This is a genomic window from Arthrobacter alpinus, from assembly GCF_900105965.1.
Classification (GTDB): domain Bacteria; phylum Actinomycetota; class Actinomycetes; order Actinomycetales; family Micrococcaceae; genus Specibacter; species Specibacter alpinus.
Map to the genome: position 1 here is coordinate 2,227,257 of NZ_FNTV01000001.1, position 16,811 is coordinate 2,244,067.

At 61.7% G+C, this 16,811-nt stretch carries 16 protein-coding genes and 1 pseudogene; 6 read left to right on the forward strand and 11 right to left on the reverse strand.

Annotation, left to right across the window (positions count from 1 at the left end):
• Positions 1-146: 146 nt before the first annotated feature.
• From BLV41_RS10185 to BLV41_RS10210, 6 genes are all read right to left on the reverse strand, one after another.
• On the reverse strand, positions 147-476 hold the full coding sequence (locus tag BLV41_RS10185) for a YciI family protein (protein WP_044574238.1): 330 nt from the start codon (positions 474-476) through the stop codon (positions 147-149).
• A gap of 144 nt (positions 477-620) precedes the next feature.
• Entirely contained in the window at positions 621-1,598 is a 978-nt protein-coding gene (locus BLV41_RS10190; protein ID WP_074711565.1) for a TIGR03086 family metal-binding protein, read from the reverse strand.
• Complete coding sequence (locus BLV41_RS10195; protein WP_170835455.1) at positions 1,588-1,917, reverse strand: ArsR/SmtB family transcription factor; 330 nt, start codon at positions 1,915-1,917, stop codon at positions 1,588-1,590. Before BLV41_RS10195 ends, BLV41_RS10190 begins: the two co-directional genes overlap by 11 nt.
• A gap of 168 nt (positions 1,918-2,085) precedes the next feature.
• Positions 2,086-2,877, reverse strand: coding sequence for an MBL fold metallo-hydrolase (locus tag BLV41_RS10200; RefSeq protein WP_074711567.1), 792 nt, complete (start codon positions 2,875-2,877; stop codon positions 2,086-2,088).
• A gap of 26 nt (positions 2,878-2,903) precedes the next feature.
• Entirely contained in the window at positions 2,904-3,083 is a 180-nt protein-coding gene (locus tag BLV41_RS10205) for a hypothetical protein (RefSeq protein WP_338024435.1), read from the reverse strand.
• A 23-nt stretch (positions 3,084-3,106) separates the two neighbouring features.
• Positions 3,107-3,514 (reverse strand): DUF3499 domain-containing protein, encoded by a 408-nt coding sequence (locus tag BLV41_RS10210; protein ID WP_074711568.1) that lies wholly within the window; start codon positions 3,512-3,514, stop codon positions 3,107-3,109.
• A gap of 67 nt (positions 3,515-3,581) precedes the next feature.
• Between BLV41_RS10210 and BLV41_RS10215 the strand changes: the two genes are divergently transcribed.
• Positions 3,582-4,130 (forward strand): metallopeptidase family protein, encoded by a 549-nt coding sequence (locus tag BLV41_RS10215; RefSeq protein ID WP_074711569.1) that lies wholly within the window; start codon positions 3,582-3,584, stop codon positions 4,128-4,130.
• A gap of 155 nt (positions 4,131-4,285) precedes the next feature.
• On the opposite strand, the gene BLV41_RS10220 is transcribed toward BLV41_RS10215, so the two are convergent.
• The 4 genes and pseudogenes from BLV41_RS10220 to BLV41_RS10230 form a co-directional block, all read right to left on the reverse strand.
• Complete coding sequence (locus tag BLV41_RS10220) at positions 4,286-6,205, reverse strand: DUF5719 family protein (RefSeq protein ID WP_083360718.1); 1,920 nt, start codon at positions 6,203-6,205, stop codon at positions 4,286-4,288.
• Positions 6,198-9,506 (reverse strand): glycosyltransferase family 2 protein, encoded by a 3,309-nt coding sequence (locus BLV41_RS10225; protein WP_170835456.1) that lies wholly within the window; start codon positions 9,504-9,506, stop codon positions 6,198-6,200. Before BLV41_RS10225 ends, BLV41_RS10220 begins: the two co-directional genes overlap by 8 nt.
• A gap of 56 nt (positions 9,507-9,562) precedes the next feature.
• Positions 9,563-9,625: pseudogene (locus BLV41_RS23030) on the reverse strand (hypothetical protein); the annotation flags it as partial.
• Between the two features lie 29 nt (positions 9,626-9,654).
• Complete coding sequence (locus BLV41_RS10230; RefSeq protein WP_074711570.1) at positions 9,655-10,188, reverse strand: WhiB family transcriptional regulator; 534 nt, start codon at positions 10,186-10,188, stop codon at positions 9,655-9,657.
• A gap of 389 nt (positions 10,189-10,577) precedes the next feature.
• Between BLV41_RS10230 and BLV41_RS10235 the strand changes: the two genes are divergently transcribed.
• Entirely contained in the window at positions 10,578-11,318 is a 741-nt protein-coding gene (locus tag BLV41_RS10235; RefSeq protein WP_074711571.1) for a TIGR03089 family protein, read from the forward strand.
• Positions 11,319-11,324: 6 nt separating this feature from the next.
• Here the strand turns inward: BLV41_RS10235 and BLV41_RS10240 are convergent, their stop codons facing one another.
• A complete protein-coding gene (locus BLV41_RS10240) occupies positions 11,325-11,825 on the reverse strand; it encodes a GtrA family protein (protein ID WP_044574412.1) in 501 nt (166 codons plus the stop codon).
• Between the two features lie 248 nt (positions 11,826-12,073).
• Here BLV41_RS10240 and BLV41_RS10245 point away from each other — a divergent pair, with 248 nt between their 5' ends.
• From BLV41_RS10245 to manA, 4 genes are read left to right on the forward strand one after another with little or no spacing between them, the layout of a single operon-like run.
• Complete coding sequence (locus tag BLV41_RS10245) at positions 12,074-13,228, forward strand: 5-(carboxyamino)imidazole ribonucleotide synthase (RefSeq protein WP_074711572.1); 1,155 nt, start codon at positions 12,074-12,076, stop codon at positions 13,226-13,228.
• Between the two features lie 48 nt (positions 13,229-13,276).
• The gene (purE, locus tag BLV41_RS10250) at positions 13,277-13,816 is read left to right on the forward strand and encodes a 5-(carboxyamino)imidazole ribonucleotide mutase (protein ID WP_083360949.1); all 540 of its coding nucleotides are present in this window, start codon (positions 13,277-13,279) and stop codon (positions 13,814-13,816) included.
• The gene (locus BLV41_RS10255) at positions 13,813-15,426 is read left to right on the forward strand and encodes an LCP family protein (RefSeq protein WP_074711573.1); all 1,614 of its coding nucleotides are present in this window, start codon (positions 13,813-13,815) and stop codon (positions 15,424-15,426) included. The genes purE and BLV41_RS10255 overlap by 4 nt, the downstream gene beginning before the upstream one ends.
• Positions 15,427-15,483: 57 nt before the next feature.
• The gene (gene manA / locus BLV41_RS10260; RefSeq protein WP_074711574.1) at positions 15,484-16,725 is read left to right on the forward strand and encodes a mannose-6-phosphate isomerase, class I; all 1,242 of its coding nucleotides are present in this window, start codon (positions 15,484-15,486) and stop codon (positions 16,723-16,725) included.
• Positions 16,726-16,811: the final 86 nt, after the last annotated feature.

Consider the following 16,811-nt stretch of genomic DNA (forward strand, 5'->3'; position numbering starts at 1 on the left):
CTTCCCGGATTGCATGGGCGCTCAAGCGTCGAGGAGCCTGAAATATTCAGTCACGTTGAAGACCCCTGGGCGCCCAGGGGTCTTCAACGTGTCACTCTGCGATCCAGGATTCGGTGGAAGTGTACTTTTCGGCGTCAGGGAATGTGTTACATGCCCATGTCGACGAGTTCAAAGATTTCCAGAGTGAAACGGCCTTTGCCCTCAGAGAGGAACGGGTGACCTTTGGCCAGAGTCTTCGCGGCATCGAGACTCTCGGCCTCGAGGATGCTGTAACCCTGCAGATCGCTGGTGGTAACGCTGGTTCCGCCGTCTGAAACTGCAGCGCGGGCGCCGAAGGGGGCACCGGCGTCGAGCAGGGCCGTGCCAACCCCACCCATCCAGGCTCCCCAGGCCGCCAATTCCTTCGCTGACTGCTCCTCGGTGAACTGATCAATGGGTGTGGCCGGGCCGTTATAGATATAGATGAACTTGCTCATGACGATTCCTTTCATCGGTTTCCTCGTGTCCGCTGTGGCCGCGAGTGAATTGTGCTGCATTGAATGCATTGCGTGGGATGCCTACCCGGGTAGGGGCCGATTCGGACTGGACATTAACCACTGCAGTTTCCTTTCCGGACAGTCTTACAAGATAGCCGTTTGACGGCCTGTGAACGCCACGAGACGGTCCAAGCTGGCTGCGGATTCTTCAACGAGTGTTTCCTCGGCAAAGCTCGCCCCGCGCATGCTCGGCGCAATGGTGTTCCTCGCCAGAGCCAGCACGTACTCAGAGAGCACCGGGGCAACCTCCAGCGTCCGCGAGGTTGCGGTTGCGAAGTCCCAAGCGTGGACCAGAAATTCCAAGTTGAGGATGTTGGCCACGGTGGTGGCGGGCAATTCCGCGAAGCCCATGTCGATGGTGCCCTCCAATCCACGTGCCTGGAAAGCTTCAAGCGTTGGCTGGGCAACATCCGCCAAACGCTTCTCGGGGGCTGCAGCCGGATCGTCACCAATGGCCACGCCAAGAGCCTTGCCAATACTGGAGATGGAACCAATCAGGTGTTCCAAGAGCCCTGAAACGGTGAAGTCTTCGCACGGGGTTTGCCGACCCATGTCTGCCGTTGTCAGGCTAGCGAGGGTGCGTTGGGCGATGGCCAGGGTTGCCTCGGCACTGATGAGTTCGTTGATGGGGTCCGGAGCCGCAGACCAGTCATCCGCACCGGCGTCGCCCGTGGTTGTCAGTGTTACCAGGCGGCCCAAGAAGTGGTTCCATCCCTCGGTGTGGCCTGTTTCCTCGACAGCCGCCAGACCCTCGTGGACCAGGCGAACCATGGTGCCGCCGTCGGCCGGTTCCAGTGTGATGGTGATAGTAGAGGCATCAGCCACGGGAGCTCCCTGACCTTCCCACCTCCAGGTGAACACAACCCTTTTGCCGGGCTCGATCTCCTTGAAGGTACCGGCCACAGAGTGGCCAGGAGTGATGGTCCATCGGTAGCCGCCGCCAACCCTGAGGTCCACGCGAGCGGCAACAGCCTTCCAGCGGCGAAGCCGTTCGGGCTCGGTGATGAGTGCAAACGCCTCGTCGGGATTGACTGGGATGAAAACTGACTTGTCAATGGTCATCGGTATCTCCTTGATGTGGTTGTGAATGCAAAGCCCTGGCATCAGCAGCCAACAGGTCGAGCTCTGCTGTCCAGAAGGACTCCAAGGCCTCCCGCAGTTTTGCCATGCCCCTGGCGTCCAAACGGTAATACCGATTCCGGCCGTCCTTTCGAGCAAGGACCAAGCCAGCACCAGCCAGATGAAGCAAATGTTGGGAAATTGCGGAACGGGTGACAGTAAAATTGCCCGCCAGCTCGTTGACACTTTGTTCTCCGGTAGCCAGAAGTTGAAGCAGCGCACGCCGGGTTGGCTCCGCGGCAGTCTCCAAAACATCAGGCATAATAATAGGTTAGCCCTGGCTAACGCATTGCGCAATGGTTCGTTCTCACTCCGATGTTGCCCAGGGACGAGGGGCAGTCAGAAATGACTTTTCGGTTCCTTGCGGCCTGCCGTGACTGAGCCTTGGACAGCGCAGCAGGAGGTCTCGGTCTCGACCCGCAACGGTTTCTCAGCCGCGCAAATACTCCAACTGCGCCTCCACAGATAACGCAGCGGCACCAAGCACGTTTGTGGGTACATCCCCGTAGACCAGAGCCACAACATCGGCCGCAGCCGGTTCCATCCCGGTCTGCGCGCGGAGATGCTCGACGGCGGTGCGCACCTGCCCCAGCCGATCGCTCCGGTGTGCCTGATAAGCCACAACGGTTGCCGCGACATCAGCTAAAACAGGTCCGTGCCCAGGCAATCCCAACACGGGGCCGCCGGTAGTTCCTCGCAGCCTCAGCTTCTCGAGGGATTCAAGATAATCGGCCAGTTTTCCGTCAGGATAGTCCAGCACGGTGGTCCCCTGGCCCAACACGGTGTCGCCGGTCAGGATCAGGCCGGTGTTGCCGCTGTCCGCCACGAAGAAGCATAAGGAATCACTGGTATGTCCGGGAGTGGCCAGCACCTCGATGGTGAGGCCGCCAGCCTCGATGAGTTCGCCGTCGTACAGGGGTTCTCCTGAGTGACAAAACTCCGGCAGGAAGGCGCGGACGGGCGCGCCCGTGAGCCGGTGCAGCTCGGCACTGCCGTCAGTGTGATCGCTGTGGCGGTGCGTGATGAGGATCAACTCCACCGTCCCTGCGGCGGCCAACTCGGTCAGATGCAGGGTAAGGTCCGGGCCTGGATCGACAACCACTACCCCGGCACCCGGGGCGCCGAGGACATAGGAGTTGGTGCCATCCAACGTCATGGGTCCCGGATTTTCCGCCCGACGACGCCGGACAACCGCGCCCATGGATTCCCAGCGATCAGTCATGACGTCCCTTCCCAGCGGTGTGGCGGCTACGAGGTGATTTGTTCGGGGCGGAGCAGGAGGGCAATACCCTCGTCGATCTTGTAACGCAGGGGCGTGCCGGCCGGGCCATTGGCCGTGCTGACCAGCTCATCGCCCTCCTGAACCAAAGGTGATCCGGTGACGGGGCAACGCAACACTGCCATCAAGACTTCGCTAATTCTGGCCATGGTCTTCCAATTCCCTCAAAAGTTCAGCTGGTGGTCTCATCGCGCAGGATACGCAAGTGACCACGCCTACCGCTGCTGGGAGCAAACGTAGGTGGTTCAAGCGTTCCGCGACGAGCGCGCATGGGCGAGGTCCCGGCGTCGTCCGCATCCTCATCGCGTTCACTGGCGGCCTCGCGGACAGCATCGGCCAGGGCCAAAAGATCGTCCGGACCAGGCACGGGCGGCTTATCCGAGCGCGCCAGATGAATCACTTCCCACCCCAAGGGGGCCGAGAGTCGGGCCGAATGTTTGGCGCACAAATCGTAGCAATGCGGCTCTGCAAAGGTTGCCAAGGGCCCCAAAACAGCAGTCGAATCTGCATAGACGTACGTCAAAGTAGCCACGGCCGGTTCACGACAGGCGGATCTGGTGCATTGACGAAGGGTTCCCACGGTTCATAAGACTACCCTCCCCGCCGCCATATTTCCCCTTCACGCCCCTGCCGCCTAGAGTGAAAAGATGAAGTTCAATGCTAGCCACGGTGAAGAACACCTCACCATCTCACTGGAGGCGCAGGATTTCGACGGCGTACCCACCGCCGATTCACCGGCCACGCCCCGCTCATTTGCGCGCCGCCGCCGGGATCGTCATGGTCGCGGGTTACGCGGGCCGCTGCTGCCACCGGCACTGCCGGGCGCACGGACTCGCAGCGAAAAGTTTGAGGACCTGGTGGTTGATTCCGCCGACCGCATGCGCACACTGTGGCCGCAGGCCATGGCTGATGTGGAGTACCTCGTAGAGGAAGTGCCTGACAAGTTGGAGGCCCTCATTGCCTCCGGGGTCCAGGCGCCGCTTGGCAAGTACGAACACGCGGTGGGCGCCACGGCCGAAACCCCCGCCCAGCCGCCGTCGATCTCCATCTACCGCCACCCCATCGAAGCCCTGTGCGACACCCCCGCGCAGGTACGCGAATTGGTCCACGAAGTCATGGTGGATCAGGTGGCCGGGCTGCTCAACATAGACCCCGACACAGTTGACCCCCTGTTTCGCCGCTTCGGAGGGCACTGACGCGCTGCACACTTACCTTATGCGCAGCACCCAGGTTCAATTTGGCGCGGAATACACTATGCGCCACACAGAAAGGGAATTGGGCGCATACGCAAAGTGACTTTGTGTATGCACCCAATTCCCTTGCGCATTTAGCGCATAAGTTATCGCCGCGGTTAGTAGCCCGTGGTGATGTTGATGGCCTGAGTCCCCGTGGACGTCCCGGAAATGGGCAGCACCGCAATGCCGGCCGATCCGGACTTGGTCAGCAATTGACTGCCGTAGGTTGGCGCTCCGGAAACCGAAACCAATGCCGATACTGCTCCGGAGCCAAGAAGATCGGCCGCGTTCACCGTGGTGGTGACCCCGACTTCGACCTCAATGGTCTTAGCGGCACCCAGAATGCCATCTGCGGAGATCGGCACAACGCTGACGGTAGATGTTCCCTCGGGAGCAACAAAGACGAGGCTTGAAGTGACATCGGCCGGCAACGTCAGAAGATGCGTATCGCCCAAACGACCCGTGGAGGGCGCGTACGCCAGATCAGTGGCCTCGCCAGCCTTGGTGGAGTTCACAATCCTGGCAGTTGCAGTAACGGCAGTGTCCGCGGCAACACTCAAGGAGTAAGTACCCTCAGGCAGGCCGGCCAGCGAGAGCTCGTTGACCTGTCCGGCGGTAGCGGTGAAGACTCCCCCATTGGGAAGCGCCACCTGGCCCTTGGCCCCATAAGCCTTGACCTCAACCACTGAATCACCCACACCGGGAACCGTAACGGCAAGCACCGTGGTGGCGTCTTGGTAGCCGGACTGGCCGGAAATCTTGGCTGCCGCATCAGGGGCTTGAACACGGACACCCGGAATGGTCAAGGTAGAGCTCGGAGCCTGAACGGGGGCCAGGTAATCAACGCCGCCCGGGGTCAAACCACGCAGCACCGACTCCTGAATGACCGCGCTGACAGCCCCGCCGGAACTCTTCAAATGAACGCTGAGCAGGTCTTGATCCGGGGCAAGCCCCGACAACACCACTGAACGCTCGGCGCCTGCAGCAACCACCAGACCCTTGCCGGCCGCCGTCTGCACCAGGCCATTGCTGCCATAGAGGTCCAAGGACACCGTGGCAGCACTTTTGGAAGAATTGGAGATCGCCAAAATTGCCGTGCGCCCCACCGACGTGCTGGCACCGGACAACCACAGCTCGTTCGACGGCGTCTGGCACGTTGCCGCCGAAAGACCGGCCAGATCGCCATCATCCGAGTTTACGACAACAGAGCCGGCACCCCGAGGAATTTCCTCACCCAGGGGCTGAATGCGCAGCACCGACGAGGCCCCGGTGGACTTGTCACGCGCAACAACGGCCCGCATCTTCGGCTTGCCATTGAGCTCAGTGGAGGTTGGCGCAGGTTCGCTGGGCGGCTGAGACACCGTGAACAATGGCGAGGACTTTCCATCCAACGCCTCAACAGCCGCTCCCGGAAGACTGCCCGCGGTGCCGCTGAGAACAACCGCGTTCACAGTGCTCTTGGTTGAGGACGAGTTCGCCGAGAATTCCGGGTCCGTCCCGGCCGAAGAACCTGCCAGCAGCTGCGTGGGACCCTGGCAATTGGCCATGGCCTCGCCCACGGGCAGCATGTGCGGGATTGGCGAGGTGACACTCGTGGCGTCGGCTCCGGGGAACACGGTGCCCGCCCCCACAGCAACGGCGGCGAGGGCCAACGTTGCGGTTCCAGCCAAAACCACGGGCCAACGACGCCGGACCGTACGTTTCGCACGGCGCTGACCTTTCGCGGTGTCACGGCCTGGCGACGAAGCACCCTTCTCGGCCTTCGTCGCTGCTGCTGCTTCAGCCTTGGTGACCTTGGCGGCCTTCTTTTCGGCCTTGGTCGCGGCTGCTGTTTCGGCCTTGGTGACCTTCGCCGGTTCGGCCTTCTTAGCCGCAATCGGTTCCGGCGCACCCTCGGGGAGGGTGCTGGCGGCAGGTGACGTCACGGCGTCGGGCACTGCCTTGGCATCAGCACTATCCGAATCCTCAGGAACAGACATCCCTGCCTTGCTGTCCTCCGGGTCGATACCCGAGTTGCTGTCCTTGATCTCAGGCACTTCTACCAACCTTTTGCAATGATGATTCGTCCCGGTACGCCCCGGTACGGCCACGCCGTGCACGCACGGGAAGGGCCAGCAACACGGTCAATCCGAAGAGGACCAGCTGCACCAAAGTCATGACCGCATGGAGCGGATGAACGTAACGGATTTCAAGTGTTCCGGCGTCTTGAGGCAGCTCGAAGGCTTGCGCCCATTCGGAGTTGGTGGCATTCAAAGGCGCGCCATTCAACGTTGCCTGCCAGCCGGAGTCGGCCCGCTCGGCAAGCACCACGAGCCGGCCTGAGCCACCCGCGGGGATCTCGGCGGAGACGTTCTGGTCCTGCGAATCCACAGGTGCCACAGCCTTGCCGGTGGAGTCTACGATCCTGACCCGGTTGACCACATCTGTGAGCCCTGCGGCAACATAGGTGGGCTTTACGCGCCACAACCAGCCGGAATCCGTGGGGCCAACCGTGTCCAGACCCGGGACGGCCTCCAGCTCTCCGGCAAGCAATTCGGCAGCCGTATCGCCGTTGCGCAGAACCACAAAGCCAACACCCAATTCAACGAGCCCAGCCCGCGGATCAATGCCGGACTTGGACAGCATGGCCGCCACGGTGTCCTCCAAGGCCGCCGTTGCCGGGTCGCTGTCAAGGACTGTTTCTGATCCGGGGCTTCCTGCAATGCGAGAAGCCGTGGCGATCGTGGACATGGCGTCAAGCGTTGTTCCGGCGCCCTGCATAAGAGATGCCTGCACTCCGCCGTCGGTCATAACCGTCAGGACAATTGTGCGGCTCGCCTCGGGGCCCGTGCCGCGATCGGCAGCAGTAGCCGGAATGGTGCCGGCCGTGACGCCATGAGGCAGGAAGGAACCTGTCAACGCGGGTACACCCGGCTGCTCGGACAGCTGTTGAGTGGCCCACAGCCCCAGACTTGCCACGGGTGCAGCCACCAAAATGACGGACAGGAGCGTTGCCATGGTCTTGGCGGTGCGGTGGTGCTGAACTGTATCCGGGTTGCCAGCAGTGCCGGCATACGACGGATGCCAGGCCCGGGTGTGAACAGCGTCCAGGCCAAGAATCGCGGCACCCAGTAGCGCGAAAAACGCAACCGAAATGGCAGGGCCGCTAAATGGCGTGACCAGAGTGACGCCGTCGAACGCGACGGCGATGAACTTGGTGGCGTAGGCGGCCGCCAGGGCCAGCAGCGCCACGAGCCAGAAGGCCCGGACGGTGTTGGACCGGCGAAGCGGCAATACGAGAGCAACGGCGGCTCCCACGATCACCGGTGCACCGATGACAGCCACAGCAACCCATGTCCACCACGGTGCGGCAACGAGGGCGCCAAGGCCCAACAGCCCCTCAGTGGCGTTGACTTGCTCCGGGAAACCCAGTACTTGCTGCCAGATCGGCGCGACGGCGGAGGCCAGAGGCACTCCTGGATCGCCAAAAATAGCGCGCGGATTGCCCCAAGCGGACCAGACCAGCGGGAGGAAAAGTGCGGCGGGGGGCACCAAGGCCCACCAGATGGTCTTGCCGCGACCGCGCATGAAGACGGCAGTCAGCAGGATTCCCACCACAGCAATCGGCAACAGGCTCGGCGCCGCGGCGGTTACAACAGCCAAGGCCAAGCCCGCGGCGGCTGCAGCCGTCCAGGACGGATTACGGTCCACGCCCGGGCGGCCCAGCTTTGAGATGGTGGCTGATTTAGTTCCGGGTAAAGCACCCGGAACTGTGACTATTTTGGGGGCTGCGCTGACTGCGCCGCCCACGGCGCGCACCAGACCCAGCATGACCACGGGAATCAGGATGTGGGCAATCAAGGCGCCAACCCTTCCCTGGCCCATGCCCACCAGCAAGACCGGGGCACCGGCCCAAGCCAAGGCAGCCACGACGCGGGGCCAGCGGCGCAGCGACAATGCCCCCGTGGCCAGCCACGCGGTGAAGCCGGAAAGGGGCAGCGCCAACAGCACCATCCACAGCACGGCCAGCGAACCATTGCCGCCCAGCGAACTCAGAATACCCAAGACAAAGTTAAAGGGATTGCCTCGTCCAGCCAGACCAGAGCCGAGCGAGACCCACCAATCTGTAGCGTGTTGCCACACAAGGGCCATCTGCTCCGACACCGGAAGCAGCGCGCCTCCGGTCAGAGCGGGTGCGCCCAGGAATCGGGACAGGGCAATTAGGGAAAGAATCGTCAGGAGTGCAACAACGCCCAGAGCACTGACAAGGGGCGCCGTCTTAATGACTGTCAGAGGTGTGACGGATTCATGATGAGCCTCGCCAGTAGGCTCCAGGATTGACGGTCCGTCATGAATTTCCTGCGGGTGTTCCTCATCGGGGCCTACGGCTTCACGCAGGGCCTTCAAATGAGTGCGAGCGGATTTGTTGTCCACCAAGACACCCTTGTGTACCGAACGGCGCCGACTTCTGTGCTCCGCGAGTGCCTTGCGGCTGTGCGTTAGCGCTGCCGGTCGGAGCAGCCCGGCACAAGTAGCGGCAAAAATCCTGATCGCGTGCCCGGGAGCCTTGAGGACAAAGCCAGCCACCAACCAGTACAGGGCGGCAAAGAACGTTCCGACGGCCAGGAAAGGAACAGCCCAAAGGGGCGCATGCTTCAGGCGCAGAAAAATTCCTGCTTTGCGGGCCGCTACCGAGGTTCCCAGACCGTTGGGTCGCTGAACGGCGTGGAACATGTGAGCGGCAGGAACAACCAAAACCCTGTCGCCGGCAAGGCGAACGCGGGCACAGAAGTCCAGATCATCGCCGGGGCCGGGCAGGGCCGGGTCAAAGCCGCCCAGACGCTCAAAAACATCACGACGCACCAGCATGCCGGCCGTGTTGACGGCAAACATGTCGGAATTGTCGTCATATTGGCCCTGATCCAGTTCATCCAGGCCAACGAGCGTGAAGCGGTCAAACCATGTGTTGGCCCAGAGTCCTACATCCACCAAACGGCGGTGGTTTTCCCAGTCAAGTTGTTTACAACCAACCACGGTTGCAGTGGTGGCCCGCTCGGTGGCTTCAAGAAGTCGCTCCAAGGCGTCCGGTGCCGGGGCGGCATCGTCCTGCAGCAGCCAGATCCACTCGTTGCACACGGCCACCTCGTCATTGAGGACTGCCGAATGTGAAGAGCCACCGGTGGCTCCGACTCGCGCCGGGATCTTCGTCTGCGGTGAGGCGCCCTTGAGCTGACGTGTCTGGTATTCCAGCACGGCATCGACGGCGGCCCCGTATCCCTTGTGGGAATCGCTCCTGCGGCGGTTTTTGCGCCCGTCAAGAGAGATGACGTTGCGCTCGCCCAACTCGTTTCGCAGCAACTCCCCGAATTGTCTGTGGATCCTGTGTCTGCGGCCAACACTTGGTCGGGCATACGTGTTTGTGCGGCCAAAGCGGCCAAGACTGTAGGGAGGTAGGCACCACCATTGTGAGCAACCACAATGGCCGTGACGTTTACTGCTTCAAGAATTAGACCGCTCGCTTCCGCAGCCGCCGGCGTTCACGCTCGGACAGGCCGCCCCAGATTCCAAACCGCTCATCGTTGGCAAGAGCGTATTCAAGGCACTGTGCCTTGACATTGCATGCACCACAGACCTTCTTGGCGTCCCGGGTGGAGCCACCCTTTTCAGGGAAGAACGCTTCCGGGTCGGTCTGCGCGCACAAAGCATCAGTCTGCCAGCCTAGTTCACCTTCGTCGCTGAAATCGTCAAGGCGCGGACGTAATCCAATCCAGACAGGATCGTTATTGATCCCGAGATCGTTTTCCGGAAGTACCTGAGGAAGACTTTCGGCGGAGTCCTCGTCCTCATGAGAGGTCAGGAATGCTGTGGCAGCATCTTCCAAAGTCTGGCGGTTTTTGCGCTCATGGAATGCGGCCGCGTCAGGATCGGCAGGATCTACGTACCAGTCCGATGGCACTCCACGCGAATGGTATTCAGCGGCAGCCTTGGCCGCTACGGAATCGTCTTGAAAATTTGTCACACTCAGCTGCGATTGCCCCACGGTCGTCCTCCTGAATGTTGCCGCCAACACTGCGTCCCTATTCCCGGGTTCCCGCGATGCGCGGATTGCAGTGCCAATAACAGCGGTTCGTGCGTCTAATTACATCCATGTAAGTCGCCTACGTCAAGCGGCCCGAGATGATAACCAGTACGAAGCACGTTCAACCTCTACGCCACGCCGCACAATTTGATACCGATACATCCGCGCAATGACGCACCAGGGGCCCGTTTTTGAGTGAGTTCCGCGGGAGCTAGGTGAATTTTTGAAGAATTCCTCACACACCCATCTTCGTCATGTAACGCAGGTCACGTAATAAAAGTCAATTCTTCCAATCGATGGAGATCGAACCTTCCGGTCCAGCCCCCGCGTAGGCATGGAAAGATGGCAGCATGGAACTGATCCCTAACACTCCCGCCGAACTTCTCAACGCGTTCCGCACCCAGAACCCCACCTCCCCCAGGCTCTCCTGGTACGGGCCCGATTCCGAACGCGTGGAGCTCTCGGGCCGCGTCTTGGAAAACTGGATCGCCAAGACCGCCAACTACCTTGTCGACGAGCTCGACGCCGAACCCGGCACGCTCATCACCCTGGATCTGCCGTTGCACTGGCGTTCCCTGGTGTGGCTCATGGCCGCCTGGGCCGTCGGAGCCACTGTCATCACCACCTCGTCGCCGGAAAGCACGACGCCGGACCCTTTCAGCCAGGCTGACATCGTCGCCACCACCAACCCTGCCCTTACCAACGAGAGAATTGCGGGCGCCAAACCCGCTCCACTGGTTGTTGCGGTAGCACTGCCGGCCCTGCAAATGCGCTGGATGGGTGAGCTCCCACCGCGGACGCTGGACTACTCAGGAGATGTGCGGGCACACGGGGACGTATTCTTTGCCGACGAGACCCCAGAAGAATCAGACATTGCGTGGCAGCATGACTCAACCACCACCAGCTATGCAGCACTGATTGCGGGGGCCACCCAAGCACCCCAGCGGGTGCTGCTGGAGGTACGGAACGGGTGGTCCGGCGTCGTACAGAGCGCCCTGAAAACGTGGGCAACCGGGGGCTCGGTGGTGTTGCTTGACCCAGCAGTCGAGGCCACTGAGCACCTGCGCAGCAGCGAAAACGTCACTGCCTGAGCTGGATTACTTGCGGTCGGCCTCGATGAGCTCGTGATCGCGGTCGAACCCGGGCTCGGCGTCGAGCTCTTCGGTGAAGACCCAGAAACGGTACGCGAAGAAGCGGAAGATCGTGCCAAGAATCAGGCCGATGACCGAGCCCGCGATGAAGTCGGCAGTTGCGGTCTCATAGCCCAAAACCCAGTGTGAAACATAAACGCAGGCTCCGGCGATGCCCATGCCCACACCGTTCATGATGATGAACAGCACCACCTCGCGCACCATGTTGGCCCGACGGCGATGGCGGAACGTCCAGTAGCGGTTGGCCAACCAGGAGAAGACCGTGGCCACGGCGGCCGAAATCAGCTTCGCCTTGGTGGGGTGACCGCCCATGGTGCCGCTCAAAAGCCACAGGTAAATGCCGGTGTCGATCACAAAAGCAACGCCGCCGACCACGCCGAACTTGGCCACTTCACGCCAGAAAAGGCCCATCAGGCCCTTGATGCGGTGGGTGAGTGTCTGGTTCATGGTCCTCCGATAAGAAATGCGGTGCTGCTCATGCATGGCTACTTCATTAATACGAATTCGGGCGCGCGATTGACAGCCAAAATGGCCGAATCGCGTGAGTGCCTCCTACAAATTCTAATCCCGGCGTCAATTGAGAATTGGCAAAAAAGCCGTGAACGCCCTGACAGTTCACCCATACTTGCCGGTTAATAGCGGGACAAGTAGGCGTAAAAGCATGGAACCTCACAGACTTTCGGTACTCTGGGGACGTGACTTTTCCTGTAATCGGTGTGGTGGGCGGCGGACAGCTGGCCCGCATGATGGCCCCTGCCGCCGTGGCCCTTGGTTTTGATTTGCGTATCTTGGCGGAAGCCCCCGATGTGTGTGCCGTGCCCGTGGTGGCTCAGGCGCCCGTTGGTGACTATAAGGATTTGGAGACTTTGCGCGCGTTTGCCCGTGGCGTAGACGTGCTCACCTTCGATCACGAACACGTCCCGAGCGAGCACCTGCAGGCGCTCATCGCCGAGGGCGTGAACGTGCAGCCGCGTCCCGATGCGCTGATCAACGCCCAAGACAAGCTCGTGATGCGTGCGGCCATTGAGCGCCTTGGCCTGCCCAATCCTGCGTGGGCTGCCGTCACCTCGGTGACTGACATTGTGGCCTTTGGCGACACGCACGGCTGGCCCGTCGTGTTGAAAATGCCACGAGGCGGGTACGACGGCAAGGGCGTGAAGGTTTTGCGCTCAGCGTCCGACGCCGAGGCCGCTGCCGACTGGTTCGAGGCCATGAACCCGCTGCTCGTAGAAGAAATGGTGGCGTTCACCCGCGAGCTTTCAGCGCTGGTTGCCCGCACCCCCTCCGGTGAATCCCGGGCCTGGCCCGTGGCCGAATCCATCCAGGTTGACGGCGTGTGCGACGAGGTCATTGCCCCGGCACCCGACATCCCTGACGAGGTTGAGGCTGCCGCCGAGGCCGCGGCACTGAAAATCGCCAACGAACTCGGCGTCACCGGCGTCATGGCGGCCGAACTCTTCGAGACGCCCGGCCGGGCCCCCGGATTCCTCATCAACGAACTTGCCATGCGCCCGCACAACACGGGCCACTGGACCATGGACGGCTCCGTGACGGGCCAGTTCGAACAGCACCTGCGAGCAGTATTGGATCTGCCCTTGGGCGCTACCGATGCTCTGGGCGACATCGTGGTCATGAAAAACTTCCTTGGCGGAGCCAACCAGGACCTCTTCAGTGCCTATGGCGCCGCCCTGGCTGCCGAACCCACTGTCAAAGTTCACAGCTACGGCAAATCTGTCCGTCCGGGCCGCAAGATTGGACACGTCAACGTCATCGCCTCCAAGGACGACGACGTCACCGCCGCCCGTGCCCGCGCCACCACCGTGGCAAACATTATTCGCGACGGAAAGTAAGGACTTCTCTTGAGCAACAACAACGCCACGCCCCTCGTGGGACTTGTCATGGGTTCCGACTCCGATTGGCCCGTCATGGAAGCAGCCGCGGCCTCACTGTCCGAATTCGGCATTCCGTTTGAAACCGATGTGGTCTCCGCCCACCGCATGCCCACCGAGATGATCGCCTACGGCCAGAACGCTGCCGCCCGCGGAATCCGCGTCATCATCGCCGGTGCAGGCGGTGCCGCACACCTTCCAGGCATGCTCGCCTCCGTCACCACGCTGCCGGTTATTGGTGTGCCTGTCCCGCTGAAAACGCTGGACGGCATGGACTCCCTACTTTCGATCGTGCAGATGCCAGGCGGCGTTCCAGTGGCCACCGTCTCGATTGGTGGTGCCCGCAACGCAGGCCTGCTGGCCGTGCGCATGCTGGCCTCCGGCACAGATGAACTCGCAGCCGCCCTCACCTTGCAGCTGGCAACCTTTGCCCAGTCCCTCAATGACGAAGCATCCGCCAAGGGTGTGGCCCTGCGCGAAAAGGCCGGAGCCACCTACCCGCAAGCCGTTCTGCCCGACTCTTCCGGGGGCGTGAACACAAACGTATGAGTTTCAGCAGCCCCAAGGTAACCAAAGCCTCTAACCGCCCACCCGTGTTGACCAATCCCGTCCGGTACCCGGAATCGGCGTCGGCACCCGTGCGCTCAAAACGAGCCTGGTTCCTGGTGCTGCTGACGCTATTCGTCCCCGGCTCGGCTCAGATCGTCGCCGGGAACAAGCGGCTTGGCCGCCTTGCCCTGCGCGTAACCTTCACCATCTGGGCATTGGTGATCGCCGCCGTCGTACTTGCCTTGGTGCACCGCGAAACACTGCTGAACCTCTTCACAAATCCGTGGACGTCGCTGCTGGTGATCGTGGCCATGGTTGCCGTGGCGGTGGGGTGGGCCATCCTCTTCCTGAACACGCTGCGGATCATCAAACCCGGCATGCTGGCGCCCGGAATGCGTGCCCTGGTTGGCGGTTCCGTGGCGGTGCTCATGGTGCTCACGTGCGGCTCGCTGGGTTATGGCGCCATGCTGATCAATTCCGGACGAAACGCGATTTCCAACATTTTTCAGGCCGGTCCGGACATGCAACCGGTGGACGGGCGCTACAACTTCCTGCTCATGGGTGGCGATGCCGGCGAGGATCGCAGCGGCAGGCGCCCGGATTCGATCATGGTTGTCAGTGTTGATGCGAAGACTGGCGAGGCCGCCACGATCTCCATTCCACGTAACCTTCAGAACGCCCAATTCTCACCCGACTCACCACTCTGGAAGGCGTATCCGGACGGGTACAGCTGCGGCGACGAGTGCATCATCAACTTCCTCTACACCGATGTCACGAACAACCACGCAGATCTCTACCCAGATGCCCAAGACCCCGGCGCGGCGGCCATGATGGATGCTGCCGGCGGTATTTTGGGGCTCTCGATTCAGGGCTATGTGCTGGTTGATATGGCAGGCTTCACGCAACTCATCGATGCCATGGGCGGTGTCACGATCAACGCCGGTGGTTGGGTGCCCATCAGTGGCGACGACGTCAACGGCACAGGCGAACACTTGCCGCCGACGGGCTGGATTCCCCCGGGAGTTCAAAAGCTCGATGGTTATCATGCGCTCTGGTATGCCCGTTCGCGCCAGTGGGTGCTCGACTATAGCCGCAGCCAACGTCAGCAGTGTATCCAGGCGGCCATGTTGGCGCAGATGGATCCTGCCACGGTCTTCACTAAGTTCAATGCGATTGCTGACGCGGGCTCCAAGGTCATGGAATCGGACCTTCCGGCAGGTCAGCTGGGCAGCTTTGTTTCACTGGCTCTGAAGTCAAAGAACTACGGCCTGTCACGATTGACGATCGGGCCGCCAGACTTTGAAGAGTCCTTCTCTACCTACCCGGACTTCGATCTGATTCACAAGCGTGTTCAGGCGTTGTTGAAGCCGGAACCGGCTGCTTCGGCACCTGCCCCGGCGCCTACTTCAGATGCTCCGGCCGCTGAAGCGCCCGCTGAACCCGCTCCAGAAGCACCTGCCGCACCGGCCCCCGAGGCCCCCGTGGCGCAGACGCCCGCCGCACCCGATCCGGAAATCACGGCCGATTACCTCCAGCAATTGGCCATCAACGGTGACGATGTGATGTTGACATCGCTCTTGGCCAACAACGGAACCTGCGCACCGGGATAGACCGACCGCCCGCATTACTTCCCTCTGTAGCAAGCTCTGAACCAGGAGAAACAGCGAATGTTTGCACTCACCAACGTCACCCGCGATTACCCGTGGGGTTCGACCACTGCCATTGCTGAGCTCCTTGGAACGGAGCCAAGCGGCGGCCCGGAAGCGGAATTGTGGATCGGGGCGCATCCCGATTCACCGTCTATCGCGGCTACCCCCGAAGGCCCAGTTCCACTGGATCGCTTGATTGCCGAGCACGCCGAGTCCGCCTTGGGCGAGAGCGTACATGCGGCGTTTGGTGCCAAGCTGCCGTTCCTGACCAAGCTCCTGGCCGCAAACCAGGCGTTGTCCTTGCAGGTACACCCCACCTTGGAGCGTGCCAGGGAGCGATTCGCCGATGAGGAAGCCTCCGGTGTTCCTCGCGATGCTGCCCACCGCAATTACAAGGATGATAACCACAAGCCGGAAATGATCCTGGCTCTCACGCCCTTTGAGGCCCTGTGTGGATTCCGTCCCTGCGCTGAGGCTGCCGAACTGTTCCGTGCCGTGGGTGCCGCCATTGCTGCAACCGGGGCAGAAGTACCGGAGCTCCTGGGCCGCGTGGAGATGACCCTGAACTCCCGTATGGCAGGACCTGCGGTTGTGCGGAAGGCTTTCGAATTGCTGGTCCAGGGTGGCTCGGCCACCACGGAACTGGTGGAGTTGGCCGCTGCGGCGCTGACAGGTGCCGCGGCCGCTGCTTTGTCACCGAGCCTGCTGACCGTCGTCGAACTTGCCAAGCAGTACCCCGGCGATTCGGGTGTGCTGGTCTCGATCCTGCTGAACCGTGTCTCTCTGGAGCCGGGTCAGGCCATCTACCTGCCCGCAGGCAACATCCACGCGTACCTGAACGGCCTGGGCCTTGAAGTCATGGCGTCCTCGGACAATGTGCTGCGCGGGGGCCTCACGGGCAAACACGTCGACGTCCCTGAACTACTGGAAACCGTGGACTTCGCACCGAGTGCTGTCCCCGTGGTTCCGACTCGAATTACGGATCTGGGCCAGAAAGTCTGGGAGCCGCCGTTTGCGGAGTTTGCGTTGCAGCGCGTGGAGATGTCGGCGGGATCGAATCCCGTGCCACTGGTCCAGAACGGGCCAATGATTGTTTTGGCTGTCTCCGGTTCAGTGCTGCTGGACTCTCCTCGGGGCGACATGGTTCTGAACCGAGGCGGATCCGTGTTTGTCCCCGCCGCGGAGAACCCGGTCATGGTCCACCCAGTAGTCGACGGCGGCGCAGATGCCGTGATTTTTGCAGTTACGGTCGCCGCCTGAGCACTTCCCGCCGCCGACCCGTCACATAATGCTGCTTTGACGTCCCAAAGCGGCATTATGTGACGGGTCGGCGTCCTCTCACCTGT